The sequence below is a fragment of the Streptomyces sp. NPDC088762 genome (assembly GCF_044750905.1).
In the GTDB taxonomy this organism is placed as follows: domain Bacteria; phylum Actinomycetota; class Actinomycetes; order Streptomycetales; family Streptomycetaceae; genus Streptomyces.
The window spans coordinates 370,613-385,516 of record NZ_JBIVKT010000003.1 but is presented as its reverse complement, the minus strand read 5'-3'; the positions used below and the strand labels follow the sequence as shown (position 1 = coordinate 385,516).

Genomic DNA, 14,904 nt, shown 5'->3' with positions numbered 1-14,904 from the left:
GGACCGGGGCACACGAGCGCGACCCCTAACAGCCCATCCGCGAACCGTCGGTCGCCGCCTCGGCGAACAGCTGGAACCATATCCGGGAGCCGGGTCCGGCGGGTTCCGGGCCCGGGTCGACTCCGTAGACCTCGCGGAGCTCTTCCGGGGACTCGAAGGCGAGCGTGACGCTTGGGTGCCGGTCCGATTCGAAGCAGAAGACGGAGAACCCGGCCTCCGGTTGCGTGGTGAGGCTGTGCACCGGATGCCACCCCGCCGCCGGCGCTGCCCGCGCGTAGTACTCCTGTACCTCCGTACGGCTCCCGTCGTACGCGTACAGCCGACGCGCGGTCAGCCCGGCGTCCCCGCTGTCCTCGGTGCAGTACGCCTGGGCCTCCGCCTCCTCGTCGATGGGCACGGCCCCCGCCGGGCGCAGTGCCAGCGCCGGCAGCTCGTTCAGCTTCGCCACGGCGGAAGCCGTGCCCTCGCAGGTCGTGAAGGGGGAGAGCAGGGAGCACCCGCTCAGTGCGCCCCCGAGGAGCACGGTCACCAACAGCAGCCGCAAACCGAGCATGTTCATGGCGGAAGAATAGGCTGACGGCGCGCCCCGGCACGTTACGGCGGTGGGCCGATGCGGGCGATGAGAAGGGCGACGTCGTCGTCGGCGGACTGGGGGACCAGGCCGGTGATCAGGGTGTCGCAGAGGTGACTCAGGGGGCGGCCGGGGTCGGTGAGCAGGCGGGTCAGTTCGGTCAGCCGTTCGTCGATGTCGCGACCGCGGGCTTCGATCAGCCCGTCGGTGTACAGGACCAGCAGAGAACCGGGGGGCAGGGTCATCCGCGTGGTGGTGAAGTCGATGCCGCCCACGCCCAGCGGGACGCCGGGCGGGCTGTGCAGCAGACGGACGGTGCCGTCCGGGGCCACCGTGGCCGGCGGCGGGTGCCCGGCTCGGGTGACCGTGCACTCTCCCGTGACGGGGTCGCAGACGATGTAGAGGAAGCTGGTGAGCATCGGCTCGGTGAGGTCGGCGAGGACGGCTTCCAGGAGGTGCAGCATGTCGGTGGGCGGCAGGTCGAGGCGGGCCAGGACCCGGACGCTCGCGGACAGGCGGCCCATGATCGCGGCAGCCGCGATGCCGTGCCCCATGACGTCGCCCATGAGGAGCGCGGCCCGGCCGCCGGGCAGCTGGAGCACGTCGTACCAGTCGCCCCCGACTTCGTTGATGTCGCTGGCCGGCAGGTAGCGGTGGGCCACCTCGACGCCGGGTGGCGGGGTGATGTGCTGGGGCAGCATGCTGCGCTGCAGCAGGACCGCCGTTTCGTGCTCGTGCTGGTAGAGGCGGGCGTTGTCGATGCTCACGGCGGCGCGGGCGGCGAGTTCGCCGGCCAGGACGACGTCGTCGGAGCCGAAGGAGCCGACCGTGTGGGTGCGGTAGAAGGTGGCGGCCCCCAGGACCAGGCCCCTGGCGATGAGCGGAACCATCATGAACGAGTGCACGCCCGCCTCCAGGAGCTGCTCCGGGCTGTCCGTCCTGCGGGCCCCGGGGCCGACGGCCTGGTTGTCGAAGTGGGCGAGGAGGTACGGCTGGCGAAAGGCCAGCGCCTGCGCGTACGGGGCGGTCCTAGGGAAGGAGAGGGTCCTGCCGAGGGGCGCGAGGACGTCGATCAGCGCCGCACCGGTCAGCGGAGACTTGCCCAGACGGCGGAGCTCGACACCGCCGGCCAGGCCCGGCCCCGGCTCCTCCCCGCGGGCCAGGGATTCCAGGACGTCGACGGTGACCACGTCGGCAAGGGTCGGCACGGCGAGGTCGGCCAGCTCCTGCGCGGTGCGCTCCAGATCCAGACTGGCTCCCACGCGCGCACTGGCCTCGCTCAGCAGGGCGAGCCGGCGCCTGCCCGCCTCCGCCTCGGTGTGGTCACGCTGCTGCTCGGTGACGTCGACCAGGGAGGCGATCACACCGATGGGCCGGCCCGCCGGGTCTTCCATCCGCACGTACGAGCAGGACCACGCCCGGTCGTGGTCCAGGTCCGCCGGAGTGCGGCCCCTGCGCTGGCGATCGAGGATCGGCTCGCCCGTCGCCAGGACCTGCCGCATCGCCTCCTCCATGTCGCTCGCGTTCACCTCCGGCAGCAGCTCGGACAGGCGCCGGCCCAGGTGTGAGGACTCCGCGAGACCGTTCATCGCCTCCAGGGCGGGGTTGACCCGCAGGAAGCGCAGCTGGGTGTCGAGGACGGCAATCCCGACCGGCGAGCGGGCGAACAGCCCGTCCCACACCGCCGACGACCCACGGATGCGGCGCGTGGAGTGCGCGTCGGCCGCGAAGACGAGGACCGCCGACGCCCCTTCCCCCCGCCGGTCGGGCACCGGACAGGCCCAGATCTCCAGCTCCAGGGGGTGCCCCTCGCGGTGCCAGGCCGTCACCGTGCCCATGACCCCGCGCCCGGTGGCGGCCTTCTCCCACAGGGCCCGTCCCAGGCTGCGGTCGGCTCCCGGGTGCAGCAGGTCCGCGATGTGCCGCCCCAGCACCTGCGGCGGCAGGTAGCCCAGCAGCTCCTGGGCGGCGTGGTTCCAGCGAACGATCTTGCCGTCGGCGCCCGTGGCCAGCTGGGCCACCGGCAACGCGCCGAGCCATCCACCCGCATCCTGGGCGGCGCCGCTGATCAGCTCCTCGATCGGCGTCTGCTCAGCCATACCACCACCCGGCCTGCCACCACCCGGTCCACCACCCGGCCCGCCGCCGATGACGACCACCGCCGGCCGGCCGAAGCCACCGCGCAAGATCACCGCGGTGGGCCTCTTCCACCCTCCCATCGTCACCCTGCCGGCGTCGGTACGCTTCCCGGGCCGCCTATGCGCTGCGCAGGACCACCGCGCTGTGCGACTCCAGCCGCAGCCTGCAGCCCGCCTTCACTTCCCGTTCGTCCGGGGCGTCGTCGTCGGTGGCCGCGGTGTCGATCAGCAGCGTCCAGCGGGCGGCGAACCGGTCGCCGGGCAGACGGAAGTCGACGGCCGTGTCCGAGCTGTTGAACATCAGCAGGAAGGAGTCGTCGGTGACCCGGTTGCCGTAGCGGTCCGGCTCGGTGATCGCCTCGCCGTTGAGGAACATGGTCAGCGCGCCGGCCTGCGGCCACGTCCAGTCCTCGTCCTCCATCGGCGAGGCGTCCGGACGCAGCCATTCGACGTCCGCGGGCAGCGGGCCCGAGTGTCCGGCGGCCCGCCCGGAGAAGAAGCGCCGGCGCCGCAGCACGGGGTGGCGGCGGCGCAGCCGGATGAGCCCGGAGGTGAATTCGAGGAGCCGGCGGCCGCGTTCGTCGAGGTCCCAGTCGATCCAGGCCGTCGGGTTGTCCTGGCAGTACGCGTTGTTGTTGCCGCCCTGGGTGCGGCCCAGCTCGTCCCCGTGGCTGATCATCGGGATGCCCTGGGAGAGGATCAGGGTGGTCATCAGATTGCGCTGCTGCCTCTCCCGCAGGGCCAGGACCGCGGGGTCCTCCGTCTCGCCTTCCGCCCCGCAGTTCCAGGACCGGTTGTGGTCCTCGCCGTCCCGCCCGTCCTCGCCGTTCTCCTCGTTGTGCTTGTGGTCGTAACTGACCAGGTCCCGCAGGGTGAAACCGTCGTGGGCGGTGACGAAGTTGACGCTGGCGAGGGGCCGGCGCCGGTCGTGTTCGTACAGGTCGGCGGAGCCGGTGATGCGGGAGGCGAATTCGCCGAGCGTGCCGTCGGTGCCGCGCCAGTAGTCGCGGACCGCGTCGCGGTAGCGCCCGTTCCACTCCGACCACAGGGGTGGGAAGTTGCCGACCTGGTAGCCGCCTTCACCGAGGTCCCAGGGTTCGGCGATGAGTTTGACACGGCTGATCACCGGGTCCTGCTGGATGACGTCGAAGAAGGCGGAGAGCCGGTCGACCTCGTGGAACTGGCGGGCCAAAGTGGCGGCGAGGTCGAAGCGGAAGCCGTCGACGTGCATCTCCTGGACCCAGTAGCGCAGGGAGTCCATGATGAGCTGCAGTACGTTGGGGTGGCGCATCAGCAGGCTGTTGCCGGTCCCCGTGGTGTCGTAGTACTGGGAGCGGTCCTCGTCCACCAGCCGGTAGTAGGCGGCGTTGTCGATCCCCTTGAACGCCAGGACCGGTCCCTTGTCGTTTCCCTCGGCGGTGTGGTTGTAGACGACGTCCAGGATGACCTCGATGCCCGCCGCGTGCAGCGCCTTCACCATCTGCTTGAACTCGGTGACCTGGGCTCCGCGGCCGCCGGTGGCCGCGTAGGCGTTGTGCGGGGCGAAGAAGCCGATGGTGTTGTAGCCCCAGTAGTTGGACAGGCCCTTCTCGGCCAAGTGGCCGTCCTGGACGAACTGGTGCACCGGCATCAGTTCCAGCGCGGTCACCCCGAGCCCCGTGAGGTGGTCGAGGATGGCGGGGTGGGCGATGCCCGCGTAGGTGCCGCGCAGCTCCTCGGGCAGGGCGGGATGGGTGCGCGTGAGGCCGCGTACGTGGCCCTCGTAGATGACGCTCTCGCCGTACGCGTAACCCGGCGGCCTGTCGTCGCCCCAGTCGAAGCTGCGGTCGGTGACCACGGACAGCATGGTGTGGCCCGCGCTGTCCAGGGAGTTGGGCTCCGCGCCGCCCGCGAAGCGGTGGCCGTAGAGCGACTCGTGGTGGTCGAGCTGCCCGTCGATGGCGGTCGCGTACGGGTCCAGCAGCAGCTTGGCCGGATTGCAGCGGTGCCCGGCGGCCGGGTCGAAGGGGCCGCTGACGCGGTAGCCGTACCGCTGACCGGGGCCCACGTCCGGGAGGTAGATGTGCCACGCGGACCGGTCGATCTCGGTCATCGGTACGCGGGTCTCGTGCCCGGCGTCGTCGAGCAGAACCAGGTCCACGCCCTCGGCGACCTCGGAGAACAGTGCGAAGTTGGTCCCGGAGCCGTCGTACGTCGCTCCCAGGGGATACGGTTTGCCCGTCCATGTGCGCATGCGGTCACGCTACTGTCGGCGGCGCCCCCGGGCCCGCTGGACGCCGGCCCAGGGTGTCGTCGCGCCGAACGGCCCGCCCCCGAACCGCCTGACGCGACCGGGCCCGCCGTGGCCGCCCGGCCGGCGACGCGGGCACGCCCACCGATCACCGCCAGGCACGCATGAGCGGGCGTTGGCGGGTTACACGGCGTCAATGAGACCTGAACGAGGCGCCGCCACGGCACCCGGCGGCTTCCCCGTCCTGCTGCTGCTCCCGGTACAAGCGGTCCTGATGGCCGGCATGGGGCTGATGGTCACCGGTCCCCTCGCGGACCGGTGGCCGACGGCGGCGGAAGACGGCGTGAACCGCGCCCTGGCCGCCCACCGCGGCGGCCCCGTCATCCCGTTCACGCAGTGGCTGTCCCTGCTGGCCGGCACCCAGAGCATCATCGCCCTCACCGTCCTCGCCGTCGCCGCGATGCTGGGGTTCTCGCGGGGCCGGTGGCTGCGGGAGGCGGCGTTCCTGGCCGGGGCCGTGGCCGCGCAGTCGGCGGTCTTCCTGCTGGTCACCCTGGTCGTGGAACGCTCGCGTCCGGACGTGCCCCGGCTGGACGCGGCGCCGCCGACCTCCAGCTTCCCCTCCGGGCACGTCGGGGCGTCGGTCGCGCTGTTCGGCGGCCTCGCCGTCCTCGTGGCGCTCCGCGCGCGCGGCGCGCGGCCGTGGGTGCGGTACGCCGTGATCACCGTCCTGCTGCTGGTTCCGGTGGCGGTGGCGTTCTCCCGGGTCTACCGGGGGATGCACCACCCGTCCGACGTCGTGGGCGGCCTGCTCAACGGGGCCTGCACCCTCCTCGTCGTGGCGCACGCGGTGCTGCTGCCGGGGAAGCCCCGGCCACTGCCGGGTCCGGCCTCCGGCGTCGTTCCGGCGGACCGGCTCCCCGCAGCCCGCACCACCCGCGAGCGCCACGGCGTGAATCGGCGGGTCGTGGTGGTGCGCCACCCGCACGGCTGCGGGGCGGAACTGGCCGAGCGCGTACGGAGCGTGCTGCGCCGCCACGGATACACCGACCAGGTGTGGACGGCGACGTCGGCCGAGCACGCCGCCGGCGACCTCGCCGGGCGGATCGCGGAGGAGGACACCGACCTCGTCGTGGTCTGCGGCGGGGACGGCACCGTACGGGCCTGCGTCGACGTGCTGGCCGGCACCGGGATCCCGCTCGCGGTGGTTCCCTGCGGCACCGGCAACCTCCTGGCCCGCAACCTGAAGCTGCCCGCCGATCCGGCCACGGCGCTGGAGGCGGCCCTGTCCGGGGAGACCGGGCGGATCGACGTGGGCCGGGTGGCGGGTGACGGGCCGGGTACCGTCCGGTTCACCGTCATGGCGGGAGCCGGCTTCGACGCCGCCATGGTCGGCGACGCCTCCGAGCGGGTGAAGGAACGCCTCGGCTGGGCCGCGTACGTGCTGTCGGGCGTCCGCCACCTCGGGGATCCCCGGATGCGCCTGTCGATCCGGGTGGACGGGGGGCCCGTACTGCAGCGCCGCGCCCGCATGGTCGTCATCGGCAACGTCGGCAGCCTGCAGGGCGGGCTGCCGCTGCTGCCCGGTGCCCGGCCCGACAGCGGCCGGCTGGAGGTCGTGCTGCTCGATCCGCGCGGTGCCCGCGGGTGGCTCGCGGCGGCGGGGCACCTCGGGGCGCGCATGCTGCCCGGCCGGGCGGCGGCCGGCTCCGGCGCCGGGAGCGGCCGGGTGGCCGGCGGGGCACTGGAGTACTTCAGCGCCGTACGCGTCGACATCCGCTTCGCCCGGCCCCAGCCGCGCGAGCTCGACGGCGACGTCATCGGCGCGGGCACCCGGCTGAGCGCGGAGGTGGAGCCGGGCGCGCTGCGGATCTGGCTGCCGCCGCGCGCGCCGGACGAGCAGGCGCCTACGGCCGCCGGGGGAGCCGGGGCGGCCGGCGCAGTGGCCTTGGACGCGGGGCGCGCCGAGCGGGCCGCGCACGCCACCGCGCCCGAACCGGCCTCCCGGACACACGACTTCGACAGGGGGTGACGGTATGGGAACGGCGACGCGGGTACCGCAGCGCGAGGAAGTGGCGGCCGTGGCAGCGGCACCGGAGGTGGAGGGCGAGGAGCTGTCCGCCGAGGAGGCCGTGGCCGCACTGCGGCGCTACGGCGGCTGGAGCCTCGTACGGGACTCCTTCATCCGCTTCCGTTACGCCGACGGCTTCAGCCACTCGCGGGCGCTGGCCCTGCAGACGGTGCTGTCGATCGTCCCGCTGGCCATTGCCGTCATCGGACTGTCCAGCGCCCTGCACACCGAGGCCATCGGACGGATAGCGGAACTGACGATCCGCCGGCTGGCGAGCGGGCCGAGCCAGGACGTGGTGAACGACGCGCTGTCGCGCAGCCGCCACCGGCCCGGGGACGGGAGCCAGGTCGCCCTCTGGCTCGGCCTGCTGTTCTCCGTGGTGAACGTGACCACCGCCCTGTGCCAGGTGGAGCGCGGCGCCAACCGGATCTACGGAACGGAACGGGACCGGCCGTTCCTCTACAAGTACACCCGCGGGCTGGTCATGTCGGTGCTGGCCGGTCTGCCCCTCGGGCTCAGCTTCGCGATCACCGTCCTCGGCTCCCACCTGAGCCGCGCCGTGGCGGAGGTGTACCACCTCGGTCCGGGCGTCATCCGCGCGTGGGACCTGCTGCGCTGGCCCGCGGGTGTGCTGCTGGCCATCCTCGCCACCAGCGCCATCTTCCGCCTCTCGCCGCGCCGCACCCAGCCCGGCTACACGTGGCTGGCCTTCGGGGCGACCGTGTACCTGGCCCTGTGGCTGCTGGCGACGTGGGGGCTGAGCCTGTACGTCGGCTCCGACGGCTCCTTCGCCACCGTGTACGGGCCCCTCAGCGCGTTCGTGTCGTTGTTGCTGTGGTCCTACCTGACCTCGATGGCCCTGTTCCTGGGTCTGGCCTTCGCCGCCCAGCTGGAGGCCGTACGGGCCGGGGTGACGCAGCCGGTCACGGAGGATCCCGGCGTCTGACGGCGCGGCGCGCACGGACGCGCCCGGGAAGGCGGCCGGTGACGCCCGGCGGAGCAACCCCTGAAAGGAAGCGCACGACCATGGCACGACTCCCCGCCCGCCCACGGCGTCTGCTCGCCCGGCTCGCCCCCGCCCGCTCGGGGCCCGACGCCCGGTTCGGCGCGCGGCTGCTGACGACGGTGGCCGCGACCGCCGCGGTGTCGGTGCCCTTCGCGCTCGCGCTGGTACTGGTCGAGTCGCAGTGGCCGCCGCTGCGCCGGCTGGACCAGGGGGCGGCCGAGCGGCTGCACGCGGCCGCGCTGGAGCATCCCGCGTGGGTACGGGTGCTCCACTTCCTGACCGATGTGGTGTGGGATCCCGTGACGATGCGGCTGCTGGTGGCGGCGCTGGTGGCGTGGCTCCTGGTAAGGGGTGCCCTGCGGCTGGCGCTGTGGGCGGCCGTCACGGCGACGGCCGGCGGCCTGCTCGGCCTGCTGGTGAAGGACGTGGTCGCCCGGGCCCGGCCTCACCTGCCCGAGCCGGTCGCCCACGCGCCCGGGTTCTCCTTCCCCTCCGGGCACGCCATGACGGCCACCACGTCCTGCGCGGTCCTGCTGCTGACGCTGCTGCCGCTGGTGCCCCGGCGCCTGCGCCCGCTGCTCTGGATGGCGGCGGCGGTCTCGGTGGTGGGGGTCGGCTACACCCGGGTGGCGCTCGGCGTGCACTGGGTGAGCGATGTGGCGGGGGGCTGGCTGCTCGGCCTGGCCGTGGTCACGGCGACGACCCTGGCCTTCGAAGCCTGGCGGACGGACGTCGGGCGGCGCCGCACCACACCCGGGCAGGGCCTGGAGCCGGAGATCCGCTCCGAGCACCCCGAGCCGCCGGTGGGTGTCGCCGAGCAACCCCGAGAGCCATCAGGGTGAAAGCGGGGTGGGACTCGCACGTTTTGCCCCGAGTCGAGCCATGGTCTTTGCAGAGGAGACGGCTCACCGGAAGGAACGGGACATTGCACATGAGGCGCACCGGAACGATCCTGGGCGCAGCCGCGCTCGCCGTGCTGACCGTGCCGGCCGACGCCCACGCTGCGGCGATTGCCTGCGGCGGAGGTGCGTCGACCGGCCGCGTGGCCGTCCACGGCTGCATCAGTGCCGAGCGGGGATCCGTGCGCGAAGTCATCACGCGGGAGATCAAGGCGCACATCACGGCACGCAACACCGGAACAAAGGGTCTGAATGTCTCATACGAGGCATTCTTTCGTGTGGTCCAGGGCGGTCACTGGGTGAAACTGGGCACCGGCCGCACCTACGTCCGGGCGGGCGAAGCCATCGGCCCCGTCGAAGTGGGGGCCACGACGCGCGTGTGCGGCCCCGTGAAGGTCGAGATCCGCGTGCACGCCCGCGCTGACGGCGCAGCCTGGAGCGGCTGGTCCGCCGCATCCACGAAGCAATGCCAGACCTGAGGGCCTGATCCGCAGGACACCCCTAACCGTGGAATCCGGCGGACCGATGAGCGCGGTCCTGGTGGCTGGACAGGAACTCCCTGAACACCTCTGCGGAGCGCGGGTTCTGGCCGCACTGCCACACGCCGTGCGGGCAGTAGTCGGTGATGCTGTGGTAGAGCGGCTGCTGCTCGGCGATCCAGGCCAGCATCTGCCGCATGTAGTCGGGGTTGTCGCCGTTGCGGAACAGTCCCCATTCCGGGTACGAGATCCGCTTCCCGTGCGCCCTCGCGAAGTCGACCTGCTGCTGGAGTCCGTACGGCTGGGTGACCTGCTCCTCGAAGGTGGTGCCCGGCGGCTGGTCGTAGGAGTCCATGCCGATGATGTCGACCACGTCGTCACCGGGGTAGCACTGGGTCCAGGCGATCGCGTCGATGCCCCGGTTGGGGGCGAAGTCGAAACCGAACTGCTGCCCCTCCACCGAGCGCATGGCGGCCACGATGCGCCGCCAGTACTTCTTCCAGTTCTCCGGGTCGGGCCGGCACCGGTGGGTGTAGTTGAAGCCGTTCATCTCCCAGCCGAGCACGATGACCGTGTCCGGCACATCGAGGGCGACCAGACGCTCGGCCAGCCGCCGGAAGTGCTGGTCGAACGCACCCTGGGCGCCGGAGCGGAGCAGCTCGGCGACCTTGGCGTCCGGGGCGCCGCTCTCGTTGCCCGCCAGCATGGGCACGTTCAGGACGAACAGCCGATCGGCCTTCTCGTTGCGCCACTGTGCCCAGCTGCGCAGGGTCTCCGGCCCCTCGATGTTCGCCCAGGTGTCGCCGGGCAGGTAGGTGTGGCCGGCGCGGAGCTCGGTGCCCCCGAGCCAGCGGGAGAGTTCCTGCATCCTCTCGACGCCGACCGAGTCGTAGTGGAGATAGGCGCCCACGGCGACGTCGGACCCGGCGTCGCTGCCGGAATCGTCGTGTGGCGGTGTGGCGAGTGCGCCCCCGGTGAGGAGCAGGCCGACAGCGACCGTAGTGGCGCACGCGCCGGCTATCCAGCGGCCTCGACGGGACATGACGCCTCCACGCGCTTCGTGAACGGATGTGTCTGGCAGCGACGTTAGACATCTCCTCTGATGTACGGCTTGCCCGATGTCCCGATACTGGGCCATTCGCGGCAATCGGCGGCCCGTGTTTGGCTCGATCGGGTGAACGCGGCGCCCTCACCGGCGTGTCGGTGGCGTCACGTGAAAGGGCCGCCACCCCCGGCCTTCGGGGGTGGCGGCACGCGGTGTGAGGAGGCCCCGTACTGCGGGGCCCTGGGCCCGGGGCTCAGGTGGGGGACGGCAGCCGGGTTCGCCGGCTTCGCGGTCCCCCGTGTGACCCCGGGCGACTCATCCGCCGTAGTACTTGCTGATCTCCTGGCGGTAGTCGGGTTCGCGCAGGTGGTTGTCGCGGTGGAACTCCGGAGCCGCCTTGATCTGGTCCTTGGTGCGGTCCACGTGGACCGTCTTGTTCTCCGCGTCGACCCGGGTGATCGTCCCCGCCGGGAGCAGGACCTCCTTGCCGAAGATCCACACACCGGCGTTGACCACCAGGTAGGCGTCGGAGACCTCGTTGGAGTGCTTGTCGACCTTGCCGATGTGGCCATCGACGGCTTCCACCGCGTAGCCCGTCAGGTCTTCACCCGTCGGGTGGATGATGCCGGAACGGTAGGCCCACATGTCGTCGGTCATGTCTCAACTCCCTCGCAGAACCTTGCGCTGTCTCGGTGTCTTGCTGTGTGTCGCGGTGTGTTGCGGTGTGTTGCTGGAGGCGCGCCTGCCCCGGAAGCCGGACCTCACACGTCCGCTTCCCGGGGCCGCGGGCGGGTAGCCGGATGGTGACGGCAGCGCGCGGCAGGAGGACGGGAGCAGCGATGATCACTCAGGAGCAGGTGGCGGCCATGGTCGGGTGCACGGCGTACACGGACCAGGGCCAGCGTGTGGGCGGCGTGGACTACGTCCTGGTGGACGACACCACGGGCAGGCCCGAATGGGCCCGGCTCACCGACCGGTCCTCCGGACTGGGCGGCGTCTTCGTCCCGCTGCGCCATGCCGTGCTGGAGGACCGGCGTCTGGTGCTGCCGTACGCCGTCTCCCTGATCGAGCGGGCCCCGTGCGCGGCGCTGGACTGCGGGAACGTGCTGTCCGTGGCGGAGGAGGAGCAGCTGTTCGCGCACTACGGGATCAGGGACGTACGGGAAGAGGTGAACGCCGAGAGCGGCGCGGGGTGGGGGCAGATGGACCGGGCCGCCACCATCCGGGAGGGCGCGAGCGGCCACGAGGCGCAAGTGTCCCGGCTCCGGCCGGCGCAGCCCGGGCGGTGAGGGCCGGCCGGAGCCGGAACCGGACACCCCTCCTCAAGCGCTCGGCGCCTCCGCTTCGTCCCCGCCCGCTCCCGCGTGCGGGGAAGGCCGCTGCGGCGGGTGGAAGCACGCCGTGATCGCCTTGCCGCCGTGGAAGGCGTGGGCGTCCCACTCGTCGGCGAGGGCGTCGATGATGGCGAGACCCCGGCCGGAGGTCGCCCGGGCCGAGGCCTGCCTGGGGGCGGGGAGCTGCGGATCGTCATCCGCGACGCTGACGTGCAGACAGCGCCCGTCCCAGGTCAGGACGAGCTGGGCGCTGCTGTGGGCGTGCACGTGTGCGTTGGTGACCAGTTCGGACACCGTCAGCAGGATGGAGTGGACCGTGTCCGGTGCACTCTTCGTCCACGGCAGGGTGTTCAGATGCTCCAGGCACCACCGCCGGGCCTCCCGTACTCCGAGGTGGACAGGAAACGACCTGGCCCACCCCACCGCTCGAACCGGCACGGTCCCACCTCACCCTCAGTCGACGGCGTCGTACGTCATGTGTGGCCGGCCGGAGGCGGGGACGGTGGCCGTCCCGGCGCAATGACCGGCGGCAGGGCCGGCAGCATCGACGCGATCGGCAGAAGCAGGGCCGCACGGCCGTTCGGCTCCTCGCGATCGGTACTTCTTCGGCCTCTTCGACCTCTACGCGTGTGTCCGCCGGGCCGCCGCCGAAACCCCGAAACCCGCTGCCAGGCCCCGTCGTAGCCGCAGAAACGTTCCCCCTGCCCCGCCCGCCGCGCGGCTGCACGTGCAGACCGGCGCCGGGCGGGGCAGGTGCGGATGGACCTGGCAGGCCCGAGAAAGGACGGACACCGTGGTACGACCGAGGATTCTCGTGGTGGGAGCCGGATTCGCCGGAGTCGAGTGCATCCGCCGGCTGGAGCGCAGGCTGTCGCCCGCGGAGGCGGACATCGCCCTGGTCACGCCGAACTCCTACCAGCTGTATCTGCCACTGCTGCCGCAAGTCGCCTCCGGCGTGCTGACCCCGCAGTCCATCGCCGTCTCGCTGCGTCGCAGCAGCCGCTACCGGACCCGGATCATCCCCGGCGGCGCCGTCGGCGTCGACACCAAGGCGAAGATCTGCATCGTACGCAAGATCACCGGCGAGCTCACAGAACACGCGTACGACCACCTGGTGTTGGCTCCCGGCAGCATCACCCGCACCTTCGACATCCCCGGACTCACCGAGCACGCCCGGGGCATGAAGACCCTCGCCGAAGCCACGTACCTGCGCGACCACGTCATCGCGCAGCTCGACCTGGCCGACGCGAGCGAGGACGAAGCCGAGCGGGCCGCCCGGCTCTGCTTCGTCGTGGTCGGCGGCGGGTACGCCGGCACGGAGACGGCGGCCTGCCTCCAGCGGCTCACCCACCACGCCGTGAAGCGCTACCCCCGGCTGGACCCCCGCCAGATCAGCTGGCACCTCCTCGACCTCGCCCCCAAGCTCATGCCGGAACTCGGCGAATCCCTCGGGCAGGTGGCCCTGGACGTCCTGCGCCGCCGCGGCATCCAGGTCTCCCTCGGCGTCAGCGTGGCCAAGGCCGGCCCCACCGAGGTGACGCTGACCGACGGGCGGGTGCTGCCCAGCAGGACCCTCATCTGGACGGCCGGAGTGGCCGCGAGCCCGTTGATCGGCACGCTCGACGCGGAGACCGTCCGCGGCCGGCTCCTGGTGACCCCGGAGATGACCGTGCCCGGTGCGGCCGGGGTGTTCGCGCTGGGAGACGCGGCGGCCGTGCCCGACCTCGCCGCGCAGGAGGAAGGCGCGATCTGCCCGCCCACCGCGCAGCACGCCTTGCGCCAGGGGCGCACGCTCGCGGACAACCTGATCGCGACGCTGCGCCACCAGCCGCTGCGGCCGTACGTGCACAAGGACCTGGGGCTCGTCGTCGACCTCGGGGGCACCGACGCCGTGTCCAAGCCGCTGGGCATCCCCCTGCGCGGGCTCCCGGCCCAGGCCGTGGCCCGCGGATACCACTGGTCGGCGCTGCGCACCAACGTCGCCAAGACGCGCGTCATGACGAACTGGCTGCTCAACGCGGTGGCGGGGGACGACTTCGTCCGGACGGGCATCCGGTCCTCGAAGCCGCCGACCCTGCGGGAGTTCGAGTACACCGACGCCTACCTGACCCCCGATCAGGTGAAGGCCCACACGGCGGCGCTGCGCGCCTCCGGCTGAGGAAGCGCGGGGCCCGTCCGGGTTCCGGAGGATGAGAGGGGCCACGGAGGGCAGGAGCGCACCGTGGCAGCGAACACTCTCCGCACGCACCGGAGCACCTCCGGCAACCGCGTCACCGCCGTCGTGACGAGGGCTCGGACGGCCCTGCGCGGCACCGCGGTACGGCTCTGGGACGACAACGTGGCCGACTACGCCGCGGCGCTCACCTACTACGCGGTCCTCGCCCTGGTGCCGGCCCTCCTCGTCTCCGTTTCCCTGGTGGGACTCACGGGCGCCGGCACCCGGGAGCGCCTCATCCTCGACCTCACCTCCTACGCCCCACCCCAGTCCGCCCAGGTGCTCCGGGAGGCGCTGAACGGCCTCACCTCGAAGCCCTCCTCCCTGTGGCTGCTGCTCTGCAGCGGGGCCCTGAGCGCACTGTGGTCGGCCTCCAGCTACCTGGCGGTCTTCCGCCGCGCCCTGCACACGATGTACCGGCTGCCGGACAGGCGCCCGCCCCTGCGCGCGGCCCACGTCCTGCTCCTCACCGCCGGTACGCTGCTGGCCCTGCTGGTGGCGGGCGCCGCGAGCCTCGTCGCGACCGGCCCGGTGGTCCGCCGGCTCGCGGCGGCCGCCGGCTACGCGGGCAGCGACACGACCGCCCTCCTGCGGTGGCCGGTGCTCCTGCTCGTCGTCACGTCCCTGATCCTCATCCTCTACCGGACCGGCCCCCGCGAGGCCCGCGGAACGCGCCGGGGACTCCCCGGGGGTGCGCTGGCGGCACTGCTGTGGCTGGCGGCCTCGGGACTCTTCACGCTCTACAGCGAGTCCGGCGCCTACAGCCGGCTCTACGGTTCACTGGCCGGAATCGTCGTGTTCCTCGTGTGGCTGTGGTTCACCAACCTCGCCCTGCTCACGGGAGCCCAGTTCAACGCGGTGCTCGCGAGCGGTCCGGGAACGGAGCCGGCCGTCGCCTCCCCGGAAGCCCCGTAGC

At 72.4% G+C, this 14,904-nt stretch carries 13 protein-coding genes; 7 read left to right on the top strand and 6 right to left on the bottom strand.

Features of this window, described 5'->3' with window-relative positions:
* Window positions 1–25 precede the first annotated feature (25 nt).
* The 3 genes from ACIP5M_RS10190 to glgX form a co-directional block, all read right to left on the bottom strand.
* Window positions 26–559, bottom strand: a complete 534-nt coding sequence (locus tag ACIP5M_RS10190) for a hypothetical protein (protein WP_401194432.1) — start codon at window positions 557–559, stop codon at window positions 26–28.
* A gap of 35 nt (window positions 560–594) precedes the next feature.
* Window positions 595–2,670 carry a SpoIIE family protein phosphatase gene (locus tag ACIP5M_RS10185; protein WP_401194430.1) on the bottom strand — a complete coding sequence of 692 codons (2,076 nt, stop codon included), beginning with the start codon at window positions 2,668–2,670 and terminating at the stop codon, window positions 595–597.
* 157 nt (window positions 2,671–2,827) lie between these two features.
* A complete protein-coding gene (glgX, locus tag ACIP5M_RS10180) occupies window positions 2,828–4,942 on the bottom strand; it encodes a glycogen debranching protein GlgX (RefSeq protein ID WP_401194427.1) in 2,115 nt (704 codons plus the stop codon).
* A gap of 193 nt (window positions 4,943–5,135) precedes the next feature.
* On the opposite strand from glgX, the gene ACIP5M_RS10175 reads away from it, so the two are divergent.
* The 4 genes from ACIP5M_RS10175 (at window position 5,136) to ACIP5M_RS10160 (ending at window position 9,394) form a co-directional block, all read left to right on the top strand.
* The gene (locus ACIP5M_RS10175; protein WP_401194425.1) at window positions 5,136–6,971 is read left to right on the top strand and encodes a diacylglycerol kinase family protein; all 1,836 of its coding nucleotides are present in this window, start codon (window positions 5,136–5,138) and stop codon (window positions 6,969–6,971) included.
* Window positions 6,972–6,975: 4 nt separating this feature from the next.
* A complete protein-coding gene (locus ACIP5M_RS10170; RefSeq protein WP_401194423.1) occupies window positions 6,976–7,956 on the top strand; it encodes a YihY/virulence factor BrkB family protein in 981 nt (326 codons plus the stop codon).
* Between the two features lie 80 nt (window positions 7,957–8,036).
* Window positions 8,037–8,858, top strand: a complete 822-nt coding sequence (locus tag ACIP5M_RS10165; RefSeq protein ID WP_401194421.1) for a phosphatase PAP2 family protein — start codon at window positions 8,037–8,039, stop codon at window positions 8,856–8,858.
* An 89-nt stretch (window positions 8,859–8,947) separates the two neighbouring features.
* Window positions 8,948–9,394 carry a hypothetical protein gene (locus tag ACIP5M_RS10160; protein ID WP_401194418.1) on the top strand — a complete coding sequence of 149 codons (447 nt, stop codon included), beginning with the start codon at window positions 8,948–8,950 and terminating at the stop codon, window positions 9,392–9,394.
* 22 nt (window positions 9,395–9,416) lie between these two features.
* Here ACIP5M_RS10160 and ACIP5M_RS10155 read toward each other — a convergent pair whose 3' ends face one another.
* Both ACIP5M_RS10155 and ACIP5M_RS10150 read right to left on the bottom strand, forming a co-directional pair.
* Window positions 9,417–10,436, bottom strand: a complete 1,020-nt coding sequence (locus tag ACIP5M_RS10155) for a glycoside hydrolase family 26 protein (protein WP_401194416.1) — start codon at window positions 10,434–10,436, stop codon at window positions 9,417–9,419.
* Window positions 10,437–10,754: 318 nt separating this feature from the next.
* Window positions 10,755–11,096 (bottom strand): PRC-barrel domain-containing protein, encoded by a 342-nt coding sequence (locus ACIP5M_RS10150; protein WP_401194414.1) that lies wholly within the window; start codon window positions 11,094–11,096, stop codon window positions 10,755–10,757.
* Between the two features lie 182 nt (window positions 11,097–11,278).
* Between ACIP5M_RS10150 and ACIP5M_RS10145 the strand changes: the two genes are divergently transcribed.
* Window positions 11,279–11,728 (top strand): PRC-barrel domain-containing protein, encoded by a 450-nt coding sequence (locus ACIP5M_RS10145; RefSeq protein WP_401194412.1) that lies wholly within the window; start codon window positions 11,279–11,281, stop codon window positions 11,726–11,728.
* A 33-nt stretch (window positions 11,729–11,761) separates the two neighbouring features.
* Here ACIP5M_RS10145 and ACIP5M_RS10140 read toward each other — a convergent pair whose 3' ends face one another.
* Window positions 11,762–12,211: an ATP-binding protein gene (locus ACIP5M_RS10140; protein ID WP_401194409.1), complete on the bottom strand. Its 450-nt coding sequence runs from the start codon at window positions 12,209–12,211 to the stop codon at window positions 11,762–11,764.
* Window positions 12,212–12,566: 355 nt separating this feature from the next.
* On the opposite strand from ACIP5M_RS10140, the gene ACIP5M_RS10135 reads away from it, so the two are divergent.
* Together ACIP5M_RS10135 and ACIP5M_RS10130 are read left to right on the top strand one after the other, a co-directional pair.
* On the top strand, window positions 12,567–13,931 hold the full coding sequence (locus ACIP5M_RS10135; protein WP_401194407.1) for an NAD(P)/FAD-dependent oxidoreductase: 1,365 nt from the start codon (window positions 12,567–12,569) through the stop codon (window positions 13,929–13,931).
* A 63-nt stretch (window positions 13,932–13,994) separates the two neighbouring features.
* Window positions 13,995–14,903, top strand: coding sequence for a YihY/virulence factor BrkB family protein (locus ACIP5M_RS10130; RefSeq protein WP_401194404.1), 909 nt, complete (start codon window positions 13,995–13,997; stop codon window positions 14,901–14,903).
* Window position 14,904: the final 1 nt, after the last annotated feature.

Excerpts from the sequence above, each read along its gene's own strand:
- ACIP5M_RS10145 (WP_401194412.1), top strand. The coding sequence starts at position 11,279 with ATGATCACTCAGGAGCAGGTGGCGGCCATGGTCGGGTGCACGGCGTAC.
- ACIP5M_RS10170 (WP_401194423.1), top strand. The coding sequence starts at position 6,976 with ATGGGAACGGCGACGCGGGTACCGCAGCGCGAGGAAGTGGCGGCCGTG.
- ACIP5M_RS10175 (WP_401194425.1), top strand. The coding sequence starts at position 5,136 with ATGAGACCTGAACGAGGCGCCGCCACGGCACCCGGCGGCTTCCCCGTC.
- ACIP5M_RS10185 (WP_401194430.1), bottom strand. The coding sequence starts at position 2,670 with ATGGCTGAGCAGACGCCGATCGAGGAGCTGATCAGCGGCGCCGCCCAG.
- ACIP5M_RS10155 (WP_401194416.1), bottom strand. The coding sequence starts at position 10,436 with ATGTCCCGTCGAGGCCGCTGGATAGCCGGCGCGTGCGCCACTACGGTC.
- ACIP5M_RS10165 (WP_401194421.1), top strand. The coding sequence starts at position 8,037 with ATGGCACGACTCCCCGCCCGCCCACGGCGTCTGCTCGCCCGGCTCGCC.
- ACIP5M_RS10160 (WP_401194418.1), top strand. The coding sequence starts at position 8,948 with ATGAGGCGCACCGGAACGATCCTGGGCGCAGCCGCGCTCGCCGTGCTG.
- glgX (WP_401194427.1), bottom strand. The coding sequence starts at position 4,942 with ATGCGCACATGGACGGGCAAACCGTATCCCCTGGGAGCGACGTACGAC.
- ACIP5M_RS10190 (WP_401194432.1), bottom strand. The coding sequence starts at position 559 with ATGAACATGCTCGGTTTGCGGCTGCTGTTGGTGACCGTGCTCCTCGGG.
- ACIP5M_RS10150 (WP_401194414.1), bottom strand. The coding sequence starts at position 11,096 with ATGACCGACGACATGTGGGCCTACCGTTCCGGCATCATCCACCCGACG.